Genomic DNA, 17901 nt, shown 5'->3' on the forward strand with positions numbered 1-17901 from the left:
ACAGCCGTGCCGCAGCAGGCCCGGGTATTCACCCGAACGGGCCAGTCGGGGCACGTGCGCCGTGGAGGTCTCGTCAGTCGTCGGCCTGAACCTCGATGTCCAGGATCTCCGCAAGCCGGGACAGCCCCTCAAGGGCACGCTCCTTGTGCGCGGACACGACGCGCGTGCGCTCGGCCGGCGGCAGATGCCTGTCAGCCTCGGCAAGAAGGTCCGCGTACTCACCGAATACCTGCACGGCGAGATTCGCGAGCTGTCCCGCCCGGCGGTGCACGGGGTCAGTCGGGTTCAGATCGGCTTCGAAGATCTCCAGTGCCTCGTCCAGGTGCGAACGTCGGCCCGTACTGAGAGTGCCCGGGGCTGGCTTCTTGTCCATGCCTGAGTGTCCCGCAACGGCTGGACGAGGGAAGCGCCAACGGCGGGGACGGCACCCCGCACAAGGTGCCGCCCCCGCTCTCTTCCGTGGTCCGGAGCCGCCGCGATCGGTGAGGGTCGGGGACCGACGACGGCTCCGGGTTCTGGGTGGCCCTGAGGCGGGCCGCGGGTCTAGCGGTGGTCGCTGCCCTGGGACCGGACCGCCGCCCGGCCGGCCTCCAGACGGGCCACCGGGATGCGGAACGGGGAGCAGGAGACGTAGTCGAGTCCGACCTCGTGGAAGAAGTGGACCGACTCCGGGTCGCCGCCGTGCTCGCCGCAGACGCCGAGCTTGAGGTCGGGGCGGGTCTCGCGGCCGGCCTCGGCGGCGAGCTTCACCAGGGAGCCCACGCCGTCCCTGTCGATCGTCTCGAACGGGGAGACACCGAAGATGCCCTTCTCCAGGTACGCCGTGAAGAACGAGGCCTCCACGTCGTCCCGGCTGAAGCCCCACACCGTCTGGGTCAGGTCGTTCGTGCCGAAGGAGAAGAACTGGGCGGCCTCGGCGATCTGACCGGCGGTCAGGGCGGCGCGCGGCAGCTCGATCATCGTGCCGATGGACAGCTTGAGCTGCGCGCCCGAGGCCGCCTCCACCTCGGCGATGACCTTGTCGGCCTCCTCGCGCACGATCTCCAGCTCCTGCACCGTGCCGACGAGCGGGATCATGATCTCGGCGCGCGGGTCGCCCTTGGCCGCCTTGCGCTCGGCCGCGGCCTCGGCGATCGCCCGGACCTGCATGGTGAACAGACCGGGGATGACCAGGCCGAGACGGACTCCGCGCAGACCCAGCATCGGGTTCTGCTCGTGCAGGCGGTGGACCGCCTGGAGGAGGCGCAGTTCGTTCTCGTGCGGCTCCTGGCGGGACTCGGCGAGGGCCACCCGGACGGACAGCTCGGTGATGTCCGGGAGGAACTCGTGCAGCGGCGGGTCCAGGAGGCGGACGGTGACCGGGAGGCCGTCCATCGACTCGAAGAGCTGGACGAAGTCCTGCTTCTGGAGCGGGAGCAGCTCCTTGAGGGACTCTTCGCGCTCGTTCTGGGTGTCGGCCAGGATCAGCCGCTCCACCAGCTCGCGCCGGTCGCCGAGGAACATGTGCTCGGTGCGGCACAGGCCGATGCCCTGGGCGCCGAAGCGGCGGGCCCGCAGCGCGTCCTCGGCGTTGTCCGCGTTGGCGCGCACGCGCAGCCGGCGCTTGCGGTCGGCGAAGGCCATCATCCGGTGGACGGCCTCGACGAGCTCGTCGGCGTCGTCGGCACCCGGGTGCATCCGGCCCTCGAAGTACTCCACGACGGGCGAGGGCACGACCGGTACCTCACCGAGGTAGACCTTGCCCGAGGAGCCGTCGATGGAGACGACGTCGCCCTCCTCGACGACGTGCCCGCCCGGGACGGTCATCCGGCGGCGCTTGGTGTCGACCTCCAGCTCCTCGGCGCCGCAGACACAGGTCTTGCCCATGCCGCGCGCGACGACGGCCGCGTGGGAGGTCTTGCCGCCGCGCGAGGTCAGGATGCCCTCGGCGGCGATCATGCCGTCCAGGTCGTCGGGGTTGGTCTCACGGCGGATCAGGATGACCTTCTCGCCCGACCGCGACCACTTCACGGCCGTGTACGAGTCGAAGACCGCCTTGCCGACCGCCGCGCCCGGCGAGGCCGCGATGCCCCGGCCGACCTGCTCGACCTTCGCGCTCTCGTCGAAGCGCGGGAACATCAGCTGCGCGAGCTGGGCGCCGTTGACGCGGGTGAGCGCCTCGGCCTCGTCGATCAGGCCCTGGTCCACCAGCTGGGTCGCGATGCGGAAGGCCGCGCCCGCGGTGCGCTTGCCGACCCGGGTCTGGAGCATCCACAGCACACCGCGCTCGATGGTGAACTCGATGTCGCAGAGATCCTTGTAGTGGTTCTCCAGCGTCTCCATGATCTGCATCAGCTGGTCGTACGACTTCTTGTCGATCTGCTCCAGATCGGCGAGCGGCACGGTGTTGCGGATGCCCGCGACCACGTCCTCGCCCTGCGCGTTCTGCAGGTAGTCGCCGTAGACGCCCTGGTGGCCGGAGGCGGGGTCGCGGGTGAAGGCGACGCCGGTGCCGGAGTCGGGGCCGAGGTTGCCGAAGACCATGGAGCAGACGTTGACGGCCGTGCCCAGGTCGTGCGGGATGCGCTCCTGGCGGCGGTAGAGCTTGGCCCGGTCGGTGTTCCAGGAGTCGAAGACCGCGTGGATGGCGAGGTCCATCTGCTCGCGCGGGCTCTGCGGGAAGTCCCGGCCGGCCTCGGCCTTGACGATCTTCTTGAACTTGGTGACGAGCTTCTTGAGGTCGGCCGCCTCCAGCTCGGTGTCGACCGTGACCTTCTTGGCCGCCTTCGCCGCCTCCAGCGCGTCCTCGAAGAGCTCCCCGTCGACGCCGAGGACGGTCTTGCCGAACATCTGGATGAGGCGGCGGTAGGAGTCCCAGGCGAAGCGGTCGTCGCCGGCCTGCTTGGCGAGGCCCTGCACCGACTTGTCGGAGAGGCCGATGTTGAGGACGGTGTCCATCATGCCGGGCATGGAGAACTTGGCACCCGAGCGCACCGACACCAGCAGCGGGTCGTCCGCCTGGCCGAGCTTCTTGCCCATGCGGGCCTCGAGGGCGTCGAGGTGCGCACTCACCTCGTCACGCAGTGCCGCCGGCTCCTCGCCGCTGTCGAGGTAGACCTTGCAGGCCTCGGTGGTGATCGTGAAGCCGGGCGGGACCGGAAGGCCCAGGTTGGTCATCTCGGCGAGGTTCGCGCCCTTGCCACCGAGGAGGTCCTTGAGGTCCTTGTTGCCCTCGGTGAAGTCGTAAACGAACTTCACGCCCTCAACGCTCGCGGCCTGCTCGGCTACCGGGAGATCTTTGTTTTCCGACACGGGTCTCGACTCCTCGAGGACGCGGTGGCTGCCCTGACGGCGAGGAACATACCCAGATCGAAGGCGTCTGGGTACGTCCATGCGCGCGTCATGCGCCTGTAACCACTCGTCCGCCAGCGGATCGAAAGTCAAGGCTTGGCAAGCAATCACAGCCGCATGTGTTCACTTCTTGAACGCACGAACCTCCATTGAGCCCACTGAATGCTCATCTGAGCGGCGTTCGCCACGCTTGAGTTCGATCGATGAACGATCAAAGCGTGGCACTCAGTGCCACCCCTTGGAGAAGTGCAGCCGCTCATGATCCGCTCATCTGAGCGCAACCCTTATCAGAGGTGGCGAGAATCACGCTGCCACAGCCCGCCGGATTTCACCATGCGGACGTGGAGCGGGGGCGAAATGTCCCTGTCACACCCCGAGCGCCCGCAGCCGCTCCTCGACCCGCTCGGGGGCGTACAGATGCTCGACGACCATCGCACCCGCTCCCACCAGCCCCGCACGCTCGCCCAGCCGTGAGGTCACCACATCCAGGTGGGCCGTGGAGCGGGGCAGCGCCCGCTGGTAGAGCAGTTCGCGCACACCTGTCAGGAAGGGAGTTCCGGCCAGATCCCCGGCGATCATCAGCACGCCGGGGTTCAGCAGGGTCACGACGGTCGCCAGCACGTCCCCGACCCGGCGCCCGGCCTCCCGGGCGAGACCGACCGCCTCGGGGTGCCCGGACGCCAGCAGATCCCGCACATCCGAGCCGGAGGCCGCCGACACCCCGGCCTCCGCCAGCCGCCGCGCCACGGCCCCACCGCTCGCGACGGCGGCCAGACAGCCGTACGAACCGCACCGGCACAGCGCCTGGGCGCCCTCCGGCACCCGGATGTGCCCGATGTCCCCGGCGCCCCCGTCGATGCCCCGGAACACCGAGCCGTCCACCACGACCCCGGCGCCGATGCCGGTGGAGACCTTGACCAGCACGAAGGCCGAGCAGTCGGGGTAGCCGGTGCGCTGTTCGCCGTACGCCATGAGGTTGGCGTCGTTGTCCACCAGCACGGGCACGGCGGCGGCGCCGGTGTGCTCGGTGAGCGCCCGGGATAGCCGCCCCCTTATGCCGTAGCCGTCCCAGCCGGGCATGATCGGCGGCTGCACGACGCGGCCGGTCTCGGTGTCGACCGGGCCGGGCACCGCGAGCCCGACCCCGCACACCGACTCGGCCGGGCGGCCCGCCTTCTCCAGCAGCTCGGCGAACCAGCGGCCGAGTTCGCCGAGCACGATGTCCGGCCCGTCCTCGACGACCAGGGTGCCGGAGTGCTCGGCGAGGATCTCGCCGTTCAGCGACAGCACGGCCGCCCGCGCGTGCCGGGTGTCGAGGTCGGCGGCCAGGACCACCGCGTGCTCGTCGTCGAATTCCAGGGTGATGGAGGGGCGTCCGCCCAGCGGGGAGTCCACCGGTCCCCCGGCGCCCTCGCGCAGCCATCCCGCGCGGAACAGCCGGTCGAGCCGCTGCCCGACGGTGGCCCGGGACAGTCCGGTCGCCTGCTGGAGCGCGCCCCGGGTCACCGCACGGCGACTGCGCACCAGTTCGAGCAGTTCGCCGGCGCTCGCCTGGCCCGCGCCTCGTCCCGTTCTCTGCCCCGTCCTCCCGGGCTGTCCGGTCATGCACACCCCCTTGTGTTTCCCAACCTTGCCTTACATAGTGGGTTTTGCGTGTTAAATAGACGTAACCCCACGGTAGCCGCAGCCGAACCGGCCGGCCGGACGTCTTTTCGGAGAGCCCCGAGTGGACCGCACCGCCCAACGCGCCCTACGTCCTACGGGACGCACCGTTGCATACGATCCGTCCAGCACCGCCTCACCCCTGCACATCAGGGCCGCCGCCGTGCTGGAGGCCGGCTGGACGGGGACGTCCACCGTGCCCTCGCGCAGCCTGTATCCCCACCAGTGGTCGTGGGACTCGGCGTTCATCGCGATCGGCCTGCGGCACGTCTCGCCGTTACGCGCCCAGACGGAACTGGACACGCTGCTGGCGGCCCAGTGGGCGGACGGGCGGATCCCGCACATCGTCTTCAACCCCTCCGTCCCCCTCGACGCGTACTTCCCGAGCCCCGACTTCTGGCGCTCCTCGACCGCGGGACGCACCGCGGGTGCCCCGCGCACCGTACAGACCTCCGGAATCGTGCAACCACCGGTCCACGCGCTGGCCGCGTGGCTGGTGCACCTCGCCGACCCTGGTCTGTCGCGGGCACGCGGCTTCCTCACCCGGGTGTATCCCCGCCTCGCCGCCTGGCACCGGTATCTGCTGCACCGGCGCGACCTGGGCGGGGGCGGACTGGTGTCCGTGGTGCACCCCTGGGAGCAGGGCATGGACAACAGCCCCTGCTGGGACCGTCCGCTCTCCCGGGTCACCCCGGCCCCGGCCCGCTCCTTCCGCCGCGCAGACCTCGACCACGGCTCCCCCGAGGACCGGCCGACGGACCTGGACTACGGGCGTTACGTACGGCTGGCGAGCGACTACCGGGACCGCGGGTACGCCGACGGGACAGGGGACTTCGCCGTGGAGGACCCGGCGTTCAACGCGCTGCTCATCGCCTCCGAGTACGCCCTGGCCCGGATCGCCCACGAGCTGGGCGCGGCGGGCTCGGCCCGGCATGCCCGCGCCGAGCGGCTGACGGCGGCCCTGGTGGAGCGGCTGTGGGAGCCCGCCGCGGGGATGTTCCTGTGCCGGGACCTGCGCGCCGGGGAGCTGATCCCCGAGCGCGGTGTCTCCGGGCTGATCCCGCTGCTGCTGCCGTCGCTGCCCCGCGACCTCGCCGTCACCCTGGTCCGCACGATGTGCGGCCCGCACTTCGGCCTCGGCGGCACCACCCGCCTGGTGCCCAGCTACGACCTGCTCGGCGATGCCTTCGACCCGCACCGCTACTGGCGCGGCCCGGCCTGGTTCAACACCAACTGGCTGCTGGAGGGCGGCCTGCGGCTGCACGGTGAGCGCGGCCGGGCCGACGCCCTGCGCAAGGGCATCCTGCACACCGCCGGCGCCTCCGATTTCGCGGAGTACGTCGACCCGTACACGGCACAGGCCTGCGGCGCCACCGGCTTCGGCTGGACCGCCGCGCTCACGCTCGACCTGCTGCACGACCGGCCCGCAGGGGACAGAAACGGCGTCACGGCGATCAAGGGAGGGGACCAGGGATGACGGACCGGCATCATCTGCTCGTGCACGGCGGGACGTTCGCCGCCGTGGGGGACCGCGGCGACATCAGCGGCTACCGGGGCGGCAGCGCCCCGGACGGAATGTTCGTACGGGACGCACGGCATCTCAGCCGGTGGCAGCTCACCGTGGACGGGGCCGTGCCCGACACGCTGACGCCGGTGGCCGACGGGGACACCGCGCGCTGCGTCCTCGTGCCGCGCGGCGGCCGCGACGAGCCGCCCGCCTGCACGCTCTTCCGTGAACAGGCCGTCGGCGACGCCTCGTTCGTGGAGTCGCTGCGCATCACCAGCAACCGCCCGGAGCCGACGACGGTCCGCCTCGCGGTCACCGCCGACGCCGACTTCACCGACCAGTTCGAGCTGCGCCTCGACCACCGCACCTACACGAAGGCCGGCGCCGTCCGCTCCCGCCAGGTCCTCGGCCACGGTGTGGAGTTCACCTACCGGCGCGGCGAGTGGCGCTCGTGCACGACGGTGACGGCCGAGCCCCAGCCGGACGCCGTGGAGGAGACCGGCACCGGCGCCCGCCGCCTGGTGTGGACCCTGGAGCTCGCACCGCACGGCACCGCCGAGCTGATCCTGCGGGTCATGGCCCGCCCGCACGGCGAGAAGCGGGCCCTGCGCGTCCCCCGCTCCCCCGCCGCCGTGCGGGAGCGACTGCTCGCCCGGGAGGGCGAGTTCGTGGAGGGCCTGGCCTTCCCGGTCGGCTGGCCCGAGCTGGCCGCCGCCTGCTCCCGGGGTCTCGCCGACCTCGCCGCGCTCCAGGTCCCGGCGAGGGGCCCGGACGGCGAGGAACTGCGCGTCCCGGCCGCCGGCGCCCCCTGGTTCCTGACCCTGCTGGGCCGGGACGCCCTGCTCACCTCACTGTTCGCGCTGCCCTACCGGCCCCGGCTGGCCGCCGCCACCCTGCCCGCGCTCGCCGCGACCCAGGCCACGGACGCCGGCACGAGCGAGGTCGCCCAGCCCGGAAAGATCGTCCACGAGGTGCGGCACGGCGAACTGGCGCACTTCGGCCAGGTCCCCTACGGCCGCTACTACGGTTCGGTCGACGCCACGCCGCTGTTCCTCGTCCTCCTCGGCGCCTACACGGAGCAGACCGGCGACACCGCCCTGGCCCACCGCCTCCAGTCCCACGCCCGCGCGGCCGTCGGCTGGATGCTCGACCACGGCGGCCTGACCGCACGCGGCTACCTCGTCTACCGCGCCGACCAGGGCGGCCTCGCCAACCAGAACTGGAAGGACTCCCCCGGCGCCATCTGCTCCGCCGAGGGGACCCGCCCCCACGGGCCGGTGACGGCTGCGGGCGCCCAGGGCTACGCCTACGACGCGCTGCGCCGCACGGCGTGGCTCGCGCGCACGGTGTGGCAGGACGGGACATACGCGGACCTGCTGGAACAGGCGGCCGGTGACCTGCGCGACCGCTTCCAGCGAGACTTCTGGATGGACGAGCACTCCTTCCCCGCGCTCGCGCTCGACGGCCGGGGCGACCAGGTCGACGCCCTCGCCTCCGACGCCGGGCATCTGCTGTGGTCGGGCCTGCTGGACAAGGAGTACGGCGAACAGGTCGGCCGGCGTCTCCTCGAACCGGACTTCTTCTCCGGCTGGGGCGTGCGCACCCTGGCCGCGGGCCAGCCGGCCTTCCATCCGCTGTCCTACCACCGCGGTTCGGTCTGGCCGCACGACAACGCGCTGATCGCGCTGGGCCTGGCCCGCTACGGACTGCACGACGAGGCCCGCGCGGTCGCCCGCGGCCTGGTCGACGCGGCGACCGCGACCGGCAACCGGCTCCCGGAGGTCCTCGCGGGCTACGGCCGCGACACCCACCCGGAGCCGGTGCCGTACCCGCACGCGTGCGTACGCGAATCCCGCTCGGCCTCGGCCCCGTTGGCGCTGCTCACGGCGGTCGGGGGCGTCTGAGGGGCGGTTGGCCGGGCGTTTGCCGGGTGTTTGCCGAGCGCTGGCCCGGCGGGCTGAACACACCTGGTGGACGCCCCGTACGGAACTGAGGCGGACCCGTACCCCCACGCGGGTCCGCCACCTCGCCGGGTTTCGTACGGGAAGGACCTCCGGGTGCCTGTCTTCACACGCCTCCGCCAGTCATCGCCGCCGGGTGCCCCGGGGGCCGAGTCCGAGACGGAGCGTGCGGAGAAGGAGGGGGTCGTCACCGAGGAGGCGGAGAGTCCCGCTCTCAGATCCCGCCTCACCCGCCTCCGCACCTGGCGCACCCGTCACCCCCGCGCCGCCCGCACCCTCCGCTGGACGACCAGCGCCCTCGCCGCCGCCCTGATCCTCGGCGCCCTGCTACTGCCCAACACCCTCCCCGCCGTGGGGCCGAAGAGCTTCACGCGCATACCGGCCGAGGCGGTCGTCGGGGCCGTCGTGATGCTGTGGCTGCCGCGTCGGCCCCGGCTGGCCGCGGCGACGCTGTACGGGCTGGGCCTGACCGCGCTGACCGCCGTGAACCTGCTCGACATGGGGTTCAACGAGTATCTGGGCCGGGGCTTCAACGCCGCGCTGGACTGGGACCTGCTGCCCGACGCCCAGGCGTACGTCGGGGACACGCTGGGCGGGGGCGTCGCGACCGCAGCCGCCATCGGCGCGGTCGTGCTCGTCCTGCTCCTCGCTGCCGTCATGGTCGCGGCGACGGTCCGGCTCAGCGACCTGCTCGTCCGCCACCGGCCCCGGGCGGCCCGGGGCGCGCTGATCGCCGGTGTCGTCTGGGTCACCTGCTCGGCGATGGGCCTGACGCTCTTCGGCGGGCCGATCGCCTCCGAGCGGGGTGCAGGCGCGCTCAGGGTCCACGCCCAGCGGACGGTGGAGTCCCTGCGCGACGAGGCCGCCTTCGCCAAGCAGGCCCAGGCGGACACCTTCGGCAACACCCCGCCCGACCAGCTGCTGCCCGATCTGCGCGGCAAGGACGTCATCTTCACGTTCATCGAGAGCTACGGCCGCAGCGCCGTCGAGGACCCGATCATGGCTCCCGGTGTCGACCGGACGCTCGACACCAGCACCAAGGCGCTGACGAAGGCCGGCTTCGCCGCCCGCAGCGGCTGGCTGACCTCGGCGACCTTCGGCGGCAGCAGCTGGCTCGGCCACTCCACGACCATGTCCGGCCTGTGGATCGACAACCAGCGCCGCTACCGCACGGTCACCGCGGGCGACCACCTCACCCTCACCAAGGCCTTCCGCAAGAGCGGCGCCTGGGACACGGTGGGCGTGATGCCCGGCGTGCAGAAGGGCTGGCCGGAGGAGAAGTGGTACGGCCTCGACAAGCTCTACGACGCCTACGACCTGGGATACAAGGGCCCGAAGTTCAGCTGGTCGACCATGCCCGACCAGTACGCGCTGGAGGCGTTCCAGCGCCAGGTGCACGGCAAGAAGCGCGACAAGCCGCTGATGTCGTTCGTCATCCTGACCTCCAGTCACCAGCCCTGGGCGCCCCTGCCCAAGATGGTCGACTGGGACGAACTCGGCGACGGCTCACGCTTCGACGCCGTCCAGAAGGCCGGCAAGAAGGCGTCGGACGTCCTCACCGACACCACCGAGTCCCGGCAGGAGTACGGCAAGTCCATCCAGTACTCGGTCACCAGCCTCACCCAGTGGCTGGAGCGCTACGGCACCGACGACACCGTCCTGGTCTTCCTGGGCGACCACCAGCCCATGGCCCGAGTCAGCGGCATCCGCGCCAGCCGCGACGTGCCGGTCTCCATCGTCGCGAAGGACCCGAAGGTCCTCGACAAGGTCGCGGACTGGAACTGGACGGAGGGCCTCAAGCCCGACCCCGACGCCCCGGTGTGGAAGATGAGCGCTTTCCGCGACCGCTTCCTCAAGGCGTACGGCTCCACGCCGCACCGCTCGGGAGGCTGATCAGCCGCCGGAGGTGTCGAGCTCGGCGTCCTCGCCGACCCCGGCACAGTCGTAGGGGTCCTTCAGCCAGCCGTCCGGCAGCACCACCCGGTTGTTGCCGGACGTACGGCCCCGGGGTCCGTCGGCGCCGGCGGGCCAGGGCTGGTCGAGATCCAGCTCGTCCAGACCGGACCGCAGCTCTTCGAGCGAGGAGGTGATCGCGAGGCGCTTGCGCATCTCGGAGCCGACCGCGAAGCCCTTCAGATACCAGGCGACGTGCTTGCGGAAGTCGATGACCCCGCGCGCCTCGTCCCCGATCCACTCACCGAGCAGGGTCGCGTGCCGGACCATGACGTCGGCGACCTCGCGCAGCCGGGGTGTCCTGAAGTCTGTCCGCCCCTCGAAGGCCGCGACCAGGTCGGCGAACAGCCACGGCCGCCCCAGGCACCCGCGCCCCACGACCACACCGTCGCACCCGGTCTCCCGCACCATGCGCAGGGCGTCCTCGGCCGACCAGATGTCGCCGTTGCCGAGCACCGGGATCTCCGGCACGTGCTCCTTCAGCCGGGCGATCGCGTCCCAGTCGGCGGTGCCGCCGTAGTGCTGGGCGGCGGTGCGGCCGTGCAGCGCGATGGCGGTGACGCCCTCCTCGACGGCGATCCGGCCGGCGTCCAGGAAGGTGATGTGGTCGTCGTCGATGCCCTTGCGCATCTTCATCGTCACGGGCAGATCGCCGGCGCCGCTGACGGCCTCGCGCAGGATGGCCCGCAGCAGGTTCCGCTTGTAGGGCAGCGCGGAGCCGCCGCCCTTCCTTGTGACTTTCGGCACCGGGCAGCCGAAGTTGAGGTCGATGTGGTCGGCGAGGTCCTCTTCCGCGATCATGCGGACGGCCTTGCCGACGGTCGCCGGGTCCACGCCGTAGAGCTGGATCGACCGGGGCCGCTCCGTCTCGTCGAAGTGGATGAGCTGCATGGTCTTCTCGTTGCGTTCGACCAGCGCCCGGGTGGTGATCATCTCGCTGACGAACAGGCCCTTGCCCCCGCTGAACTCCCTGCACAGGGTACGGAAGGGCGCGTTGGTGATCCCGGCCATGGGGGCCAGGACGACAGGGGGCTGGACGGTGTGCGGACCGATCTGGAGGGGCGTGGACATGCATCCATTGTGCCGTGCAATGAGACGGTAAAATTCATTAGTTAGCCACACTATTGAAATCGGCGTACGATGGCACGCATGCCCGAGCTCAGCCCCCGCCGCCGCATGCTGGTGCTCGCGATCTGCTGTATGAGCCTGCTGATCGTGAGCCTCGACAACACGGTCCTGAACGTGGCCCTGCCGTCCATGCAGCAGGACCTGCACGCCAGCACCTCAGGTCTGCAGTGGACGATCGACGCCTACACCCTGGTCCTGGCCTCGCTGCTGATGCTCGCGGGCTCCACGGCCGACCGGATCGGCCGCAAACGCGTCTTCATGGCGGGCCTGATCGTCTTCACCATCGGCTCGGTGCTGTGCTCCCTCGCGCCGAATCTGGAGGCGCTGGTCGCCTTCCGGATGGTGCAGGCGGTGGGCGGCTCGATGCTGAACCCGGTCGCCATGTCGATCATCACCAACACGTTCACCGACCCGCGCGAGCGGGCCCGTGCGATCGGCGTGTGGGGCGCGGTCGTCGGCATATCGATGGCCGCCGGTCCGCTGGTCGGCGGCCTCCTCGTCGAGTCGGTCGGCTGGCGCTCCATCTTCTGGATCAACCTGCCGGTGGGCCTGGCCGCCCTCCTCCTCACCCTGCGCTTCGTCCCCGAGTCCCGCGCCGGCAAGGCCCGCCGCCCCGACCCGGTCGGCCAGCTCCTGGTGATCGCACTCTTCGGCTCCCTGACATACGCGATCATCGAGGCGCCGACCACGCCGTTCGCCTCGATCGCCCCGCTGGCGGTGGTCGCCCTGGCCGCCCTCCTCGGCCTGCTCTGGTACGAGCCGCGCCGCGCGGAACCCTTGATCGATCTGCGGTTCTTCCGCTCGGCGCCGTTCAGCGGGGCCACGGTCATCGCGGTCAGCGCGTTCGCCGCGCTCGGCGGGTTCCTCTTCCTGTCCACGCTGTACCTCCAGAACGTCCGCGGTCTGACCGCCCTGGAGGCGGGCCTGTGGATGCTGCCGATGGCGGCCCCGACGTTCCTGTGCGCCCCGCTCTCCGGCCGCCTGGTCGGCACCCGCGGCCCACGCCTCCCCCTTGTGATCGCCGGCTTCGCGATGACCGCGAGCGGTGTGCTGTTCGCCGCGTTCGAGGCCGAGACCTCCGACGTCACACTCTTCGCCGGATACGTCCTCTTCGGCATCGGCTTCGGTTTCGTCAACGCGCCGATCACCAACACCGCGGTGTCCGGGATGCCGCGTGCCCAGGCGGGTGTCGCCGCGGCGGTGGCCTCGACGAGCCGACAGCTCGGGCAGACGCTCGGCGTCGCGGTGGTGGGGGCGGTGCTCGCCTCCGGCGTGGGCTCGTCGTCGTACCGGGAGACGTTCGTGTCGGCGGCCCGGCCGGGGTGGTGGATCCTCGCGGTGTGCGGCTTCGCCGTGCTGGCGCTAGGGGCGGTGACGAGTGGACGGTGGGCCCGGGGGACCGCCGAGCGGGCCGCGGAGCGGCTGGAGGCGGCTGAGGTGCGGGATGTGATGGTGACCGCGGACCGTCCCACGTAGCCATGGTTAGTTGCCTGTTCGACAACACGGGGCGTATCCACGGCGGTTAGGTGAAAAACCTTACGGTTGAACCGTGAATCTCATTCCACCGTCCGCGACTTGCCACCCCGCTCTGAGCAGCAGAAACTGTAAGTAAAGACGTAGAGCCCACCGATCGTCCGACTCTGCGCCGCCCCGACCAGTACGAACAAAGGGGCTGAGCCGGTGGACAACACACTGCACATCCTCCTCGCCGAAGAGGACGCGGAAGCCGAACATGTCGCGGAGCTGACCGCATACCTGCGCGAGGAACTGCTCGAGCTCGACGTGGACGACGTCACGACACTCCCCGGCGGGGAGGTCCCGCCCGGAGCGCGGGCCGTTGACGTCACTCAGATCGGTGCCCTGCTGGTGACCCTGGGCAGTTCGGCGACCGCCCTGAGCCAGGTGGTGGCCGTGGTCCGGTCGTGGCTGGGCCGGCGCCATGACACCCACCCCTCCATGCGTCTGCAGATGGGCGACGACGTCCTGGAGGTGTCCGAGGCGACCGACGAACAGGTCGCGGAGGCGCTCAGGATCTTCGTCGAGCGCCATTCCCCGGCTGGAGCCGAGCCATGACGGAATCCAGACACGCGCTGATCATCGCCAACGACCGGTACACCGACCAAGGGCTCAAGAAGCTCAAGGCCCCCGCCCAGGACGCCGCCGCCCTGGAGAGGGTGCTGCACGACCCGCAGATCGGCGACTTCGAGGTGGAGGTCGTGCACAACGCGTCGGCCGACCTCATGCGCAGGCGCATCCAGCACTTCTTCAACGAGCGCGGCCGCGCCGACACGCTCCTGCTGCACTTCTCCTGCCACGGCATCAAGAGCGAGTCCGGCGAGCTGTACTTGGCCGCGAGTGACACCGAGCCCCCGCTGCTGGCCGCAACGGCCGTCCCCTCGCAGTTCGTCCGCGGTTGCATGTACGGCACCCGGGCGGGCCGCACCGTCCTGTTCCTCGACTGCTGCTATGGAGGCGCCTTCTCCCGGGGCTCGACCTCTGTGCGCGCTTCCGGAGAGGTCAACGTCCTCGAGTCGTTCGCGAAGGGCGAGCCCGCCACTGGGCGGGGGTGGGCCGTGATCACCGCGTCCGACTCCATGGAGTACGCCTTCGAGGGCAGCGAACTCGCGGAGAACTCCGGCCCGCGGCCCTCGCTGTTCACGCACGCGGTCGTCGAGGGCCTGGAGACCGGCGAGGCCGACCTCGACGCGGACGGGAAGGTCTCCCTGGACGACCTGTACGAGTACGTCTACAGGCACGTGCAGGAGCAGAACCCCCATCAGAGGCCGAAGAAGGCGGCGGAGCTGCGCGGGGAGCTGCATCTGGCACAGAGTCGGCGGGGCCGCATCAAGATCGTCGCCGTTCCCTCGCCGCCCTCCCTGCAAGCGGCCATGAACAGCGACGATTTCCTCACCCGGCAGGGCGCCGTGACGGAGTTGGGCAAACGACTGCAGCGCAGGGAGCTGCCCATGGCGGAAGGGGCGCGTCAGCACTTGGAGGAGGTCGCCCGGAACGACATCCAGCCGATCGCCCAACTGGCGGCCGAGGCCTTGAGCAAGATCCGCCTGGAACCGTCCCCGAAGCACCTGGACTTCGGCCGGGCACCAAGGGGTTCGCCCCCTCGCAGACAGTCCGTGACCCTGCACGGCCCACCGCTGGCCCGTCACTGCGTGGCCCAGTCCAAACAGACGTGGCTGCGGGTCGATCCGACCCAGCGGGGTCTGGATGTCCACGTCGACACGACGGCCGAGGGGCGTCTGTCCGGCGACATCGTGCTGAAGGGTGTGGCCGACGAGGCAGTGATCCACGTCGAGGCGGTGGTGGAGCCGGTACGCGAGCGCGGAGGCGAGCCTCCGAACGGCTCCAAGGAGCAGACGCACGAATCGGACAACAAGCGGGACCCGGTGGTCGTCGGGCCCACGCGCATCCCGCCCCCTCCCGAGAAGCCGCCCCCGACTGCCCCGCCCCGGCCCGCTCCCGCCCTTGCCGGTGCCGCCCTCGCCCTCGCCCTCGCCGTCACGGCGGTCATCACGTTCGTGCTGGCCCTCCAGGCGGCGGTAACGGCCATCACGGAGCGGGGCGACGCAGGGGTGACCGGCAACGTCGAGGACTACATCCGCGCGCACGGAGCGCTCACACCGCTCACCGTGTGCCTGATCACCGGTGCGTTGGCGCTGGTCGTCGGCGCGTTCGCCCGGCACGAACTGGGAGCACGGCGAAAGCTCTACACGAGCAAGGCGGCGAGCGGTACGCACACCCTGACCGCAGTCGCGAAGGGCCTGGCGATCCCGGTACTCATCCTGGCCGTCCTCGCGGGCATCACCTACCTGGTGGGCAGCCAGCATTGGTGAGGAGAGACGCTGCTAGCCGTGCCGTACCGAGGCGATCGCCCGCAGCCTCTCCAACCGCTCCCGGGACTCCTCGTCCGCCGGTACGTACGTCACGATCCGTGGCCCCGCCCCCGGCGTCAGCCACAGGTCCGTGTGGTCGACGGTGACGCGGCCGACGTGGCGGTTGAGGAACTCCTTGCGCTTGGTGCGGTGGGACACGACCTCGTGGCGGTCCCAGGCCGTGCGGAACTCGGGGGACTCCGTGCGCAGGCGCTTGAGCAGCATCTTCCAGGCGGGCTCGGTGAGATGGCCGGCCATCGCCGCGCGGAAGCGGGCCGCCATCAGGCGCTGGGTCTCCTCCAGGTGCACGATCGACGACTGCCACTCGGCGTGCGTGTAGGACAGGACCATGCAGTTGCGGTTCTCGGGCGGCACCGTGTCCAGGTCGCACAGCAGCAGCCCGTACGTGCGGTTGTAGGCGAGGATGTCGTACCGGCTGTTCTGCAGGCACGCCGGGAACGGCTCGACCTGCTCCAGCAGCGCCCGCATCGCCGGCGTGACCGAGGGGCAAGTGGTCGCGGGCGTCGGGTCGGCCGCGCCGGCCAGCCGGAAGAGGTGGGCGCGTTCGCCGGGGTCGAGCAGCAGCGCGCGGGCGAGCGCGTCGAGGACCTGGACGGAGACCTGGATGTCCCGGGCCTGCTCCAGCCACGTGTACCAGGTGACCCCCACGGCCGAGAGCTGGGCGACCTCCTCACGGCGCAGACCCGGCGTACGGCGTCGGCGGCCCCGGGGCAGGCCGACCTGCTCGGGCGCGATCCGCTCCCGGCGGCTGCGCAGGAACGCCGCCAGCTCGTGCCGCCGGACATCCCCGTCGCGGGGCGACCCGGGCGCGCGTACCGCCGTCTCCTCGGCCATGGTCGTCATACCCTCCAGCCTGCCGCCGCCCGGACCCTGTTTCCAGGTGGTATGGCTACCAGGATAAGAACACTCTGGTACCAGCCTGAGTGAGGCAGCAGGCTCATCACCGTGACCACGGAATCCCTCACCTCACGCCCCGTCCGCGCACCCGCCTCCCCGACCCCCGTGCTCAGCGGGCTCGGACTGTTCGCGGTGCTGCTGGCCGCGGCCCTGCCCCTCGTCGACTTCTTCATCGTCAACGTCGCCCTGCCCACCATCGGCACCGACCTCGCCGCGAGCGAGGCGGTCCTCGAACTCGTCGTCGCCGGGTACGGGGTGTCGTACGCCGTCCTGCTGGTCCTCGGGGGCCGCCTCGGTGACCTGTTCGGCAGGCGGCGGCTGTTCCTCGGCGGTATGGCGGCCTTCGGGCTGACCTCGCTGGCGTGCGGACTGGCGCCGGACGCCTGGTCGCTGGTCGCGGCCCGGGTCGCGCAGGGCGCGTCGGCCGCCGCGATGCTGCCGCAGGTACTGGCCACCATCCAGGCCACCACGACCGGCCCCCGGCGCGCCAAGGCCATGGGCCTGTACGGCGCGACCGCCGGGCTGTCCATGGTCGCCGGACAGATCCTGGGCGGGGTCCTCGTCGCGGCCGATATCGCCGGCACCGGCTGGCGCTCGGTGTTCCTCGTCAATGTGCCGGTCGTCCTGGCCGGTCTGGCGCTGGCCGTCCGGGTGGTGCCGGAGACCCGCTCGCCGCGGCCGGAGCCGGTCGACGTCCCCGGCACGTTCCTCCTCGCGGCCTCGCTGCTCACCCTGCTCGTCCCGCTCACCGAAGGGCGGGCGGCGGGCTGGCCGTTGTGGACGTGGCTGTCGCTGGCCGCGTTCCCGTTCGTGGCGGCTGCGTTCTACGCGGTGGAGCGCAGGGCCGACCGCGAGGGCCGTACGCCGCTGGTCCCGCCGAGCCTGTTCGCGCTCACCTCTCTGCGCCGCGGACTGCTGCTGGTGCTGCCCTTCTCCATAGGCTTCAGCGGCTTCATGTTCGTGATCGCGGTGGCCCTCCAGGAGGGCGCCGGACTCGATCCGGTCGACGCGGGCCTGGCGCTCCTGCCTCTGGCGGTGGTGTTCTTCGTGTTCTCCCTGCTGGGCCCCCGGCTGGTCGCCCGGTACGGGACACGTGTGGTGACGGCCGGTGCCGTCCTCCAGGGCGTGGGCCTGGCGCTGATGGCGCTGGCCGCCTGGCGCTTCTGGCCGCACCTGGGTTTCGTCGAACTGCTCCCGGGCGCGGCGGTCGCCGGCGCGGGCCAGGCACTGCAACTGCCCGTCATCTTCCGGGTCGTCCTCTCCGAGGTGCCGCCCGCCCGCGCCGGTGTCGGCAGCGGCGTGATGATCACCACTCAGCAGTCGGCACTGGCCCTCGGTGTGGCCACCCTGGGCACGCTGTTCTTGTCCCTGGTCCCGGGGATGGGCATGCGGGACGCCCTGGTCACGACGCTGCTGGTGCAGCTCGCCGGGGTGGTGCTGACCGGCCTGCTGAGCCTCCGGCTGCCGCGCGAGGTCGTCTGAGGCAGCTCACGGCCTGATAACTCGCATCCGGGGAAACCCTGTTGATGTTGGTCTTGCCGCAGACTCCTTACTG

Annotated in this window: 12 protein-coding genes; 7 read left to right on the forward strand and 5 right to left on the reverse strand. The window is 71.2% G+C overall.

Annotated elements, in window-relative coordinates; all coding sequences use genetic code 11:
* Window positions 1-73 precede the first annotated feature (73 nt).
* From ACFT32_RS25300 to ACFT32_RS25310, 3 genes are all read right to left on the reverse strand, one after another.
* Window positions 74-373 carry a hypothetical protein gene (locus ACFT32_RS25300; RefSeq protein WP_382493338.1) on the reverse strand — a complete coding sequence of 100 codons (300 nt, stop codon included), beginning with the start codon at window positions 371-373 and terminating at the stop codon, window positions 74-76.
* Window positions 374-543: 170 nt separating this feature from the next.
* Window positions 544-3291, reverse strand: coding sequence for a pyruvate, phosphate dikinase (gene ppdK, locus ACFT32_RS25305; RefSeq protein ID WP_382493341.1), 2748 nt, complete (start codon window positions 3289-3291; stop codon window positions 544-546).
* Window positions 3292-3696: 405 nt separating this feature from the next.
* Window positions 3697-4935: an ROK family protein gene (locus ACFT32_RS25310; protein WP_382493344.1), complete on the reverse strand. Its 1239-nt coding sequence runs from the start codon at window positions 4933-4935 to the stop codon at window positions 3697-3699.
* Between the two features lie 121 nt (window positions 4936-5056).
* On the opposite strand from ACFT32_RS25310, the gene ACFT32_RS25315 reads away from it, so the two are divergent.
* From ACFT32_RS25315 to ACFT32_RS25325, 3 genes are all read left to right on the forward strand, one after another.
* Window positions 5057-6469, forward strand: a complete 1413-nt coding sequence (locus ACFT32_RS25315; RefSeq protein WP_382493345.1) for a hypothetical protein — start codon at window positions 5057-5059, stop codon at window positions 6467-6469.
* A complete protein-coding gene (locus ACFT32_RS25320; RefSeq protein WP_382493348.1) occupies window positions 6466-8403 on the forward strand; it encodes a glycogen debranching N-terminal domain-containing protein in 1938 nt (645 codons plus the stop codon). The genes ACFT32_RS25315 and ACFT32_RS25320 overlap by 4 nt, the downstream gene beginning before the upstream one ends.
* A gap of 153 nt (window positions 8404-8556) precedes the next feature.
* The gene (locus ACFT32_RS25325; RefSeq protein ID WP_382493350.1) at window positions 8557-10353 is read left to right on the forward strand and encodes a sulfatase-like hydrolase/transferase; all 1797 of its coding nucleotides are present in this window, start codon (window positions 8557-8559) and stop codon (window positions 10351-10353) included.
* Here ACFT32_RS25325 and dusB read toward each other — a convergent pair whose 3' ends face one another.
* Entirely contained in the window at window positions 10354-11484 is a 1131-nt protein-coding gene (dusB, locus tag ACFT32_RS25330; RefSeq protein WP_382493353.1) for a tRNA dihydrouridine synthase DusB, read from the reverse strand.
* A 78-nt stretch (window positions 11485-11562) separates the two neighbouring features.
* Between dusB and ACFT32_RS25335 the strand changes: the two genes are divergently transcribed.
* The 3 genes from ACFT32_RS25335 to ACFT32_RS25345 all read left to right on the forward strand — a co-directional run bounded on the left by ACFT32_RS25335 (window position 11563) and on the right by ACFT32_RS25345 (window position 15389).
* Entirely contained in the window at window positions 11563-13017 is a 1455-nt protein-coding gene (locus tag ACFT32_RS25335; RefSeq protein WP_382493355.1) for an MFS transporter, read from the forward strand.
* A 204-nt stretch (window positions 13018-13221) separates the two neighbouring features.
* The gene (locus tag ACFT32_RS25340; protein WP_382493357.1) at window positions 13222-13614 is read left to right on the forward strand and encodes a hypothetical protein; all 393 of its coding nucleotides are present in this window, start codon (window positions 13222-13224) and stop codon (window positions 13612-13614) included.
* Window positions 13611-15389 (forward strand): caspase domain-containing protein, encoded by a 1779-nt coding sequence (locus ACFT32_RS25345; protein WP_382493360.1) that lies wholly within the window; start codon window positions 13611-13613, stop codon window positions 15387-15389. Before ACFT32_RS25340 ends, ACFT32_RS25345 begins: the two co-directional genes overlap by 4 nt.
* A 12-nt stretch (window positions 15390-15401) precedes the next feature.
* Here the strand turns inward: ACFT32_RS25345 and ACFT32_RS25350 are convergent, their stop codons facing one another.
* A complete protein-coding gene (locus ACFT32_RS25350; RefSeq protein WP_382493362.1) occupies window positions 15402-16292 on the reverse strand; it encodes a helix-turn-helix domain-containing protein in 891 nt (296 codons plus the stop codon).
* A gap of 102 nt (window positions 16293-16394) precedes the next feature.
* Here ACFT32_RS25350 and ACFT32_RS25355 point away from each other — a divergent pair, with 102 nt between their 5' ends.
* Window positions 16395-17828, forward strand: a complete 1434-nt coding sequence (locus tag ACFT32_RS25355) for an MFS transporter (RefSeq protein ID WP_382493365.1) — start codon at window positions 16395-16397, stop codon at window positions 17826-17828.
* The last annotated feature ends 73 nt before the right edge of the window (window positions 17829-17901 follow it).

This window comes from Streptomyces sp. NPDC057002 (assembly GCF_042673825.1).
Lineage (GTDB): Bacteria > Actinomycetota > Actinomycetes > Streptomycetales > Streptomycetaceae > Streptomyces.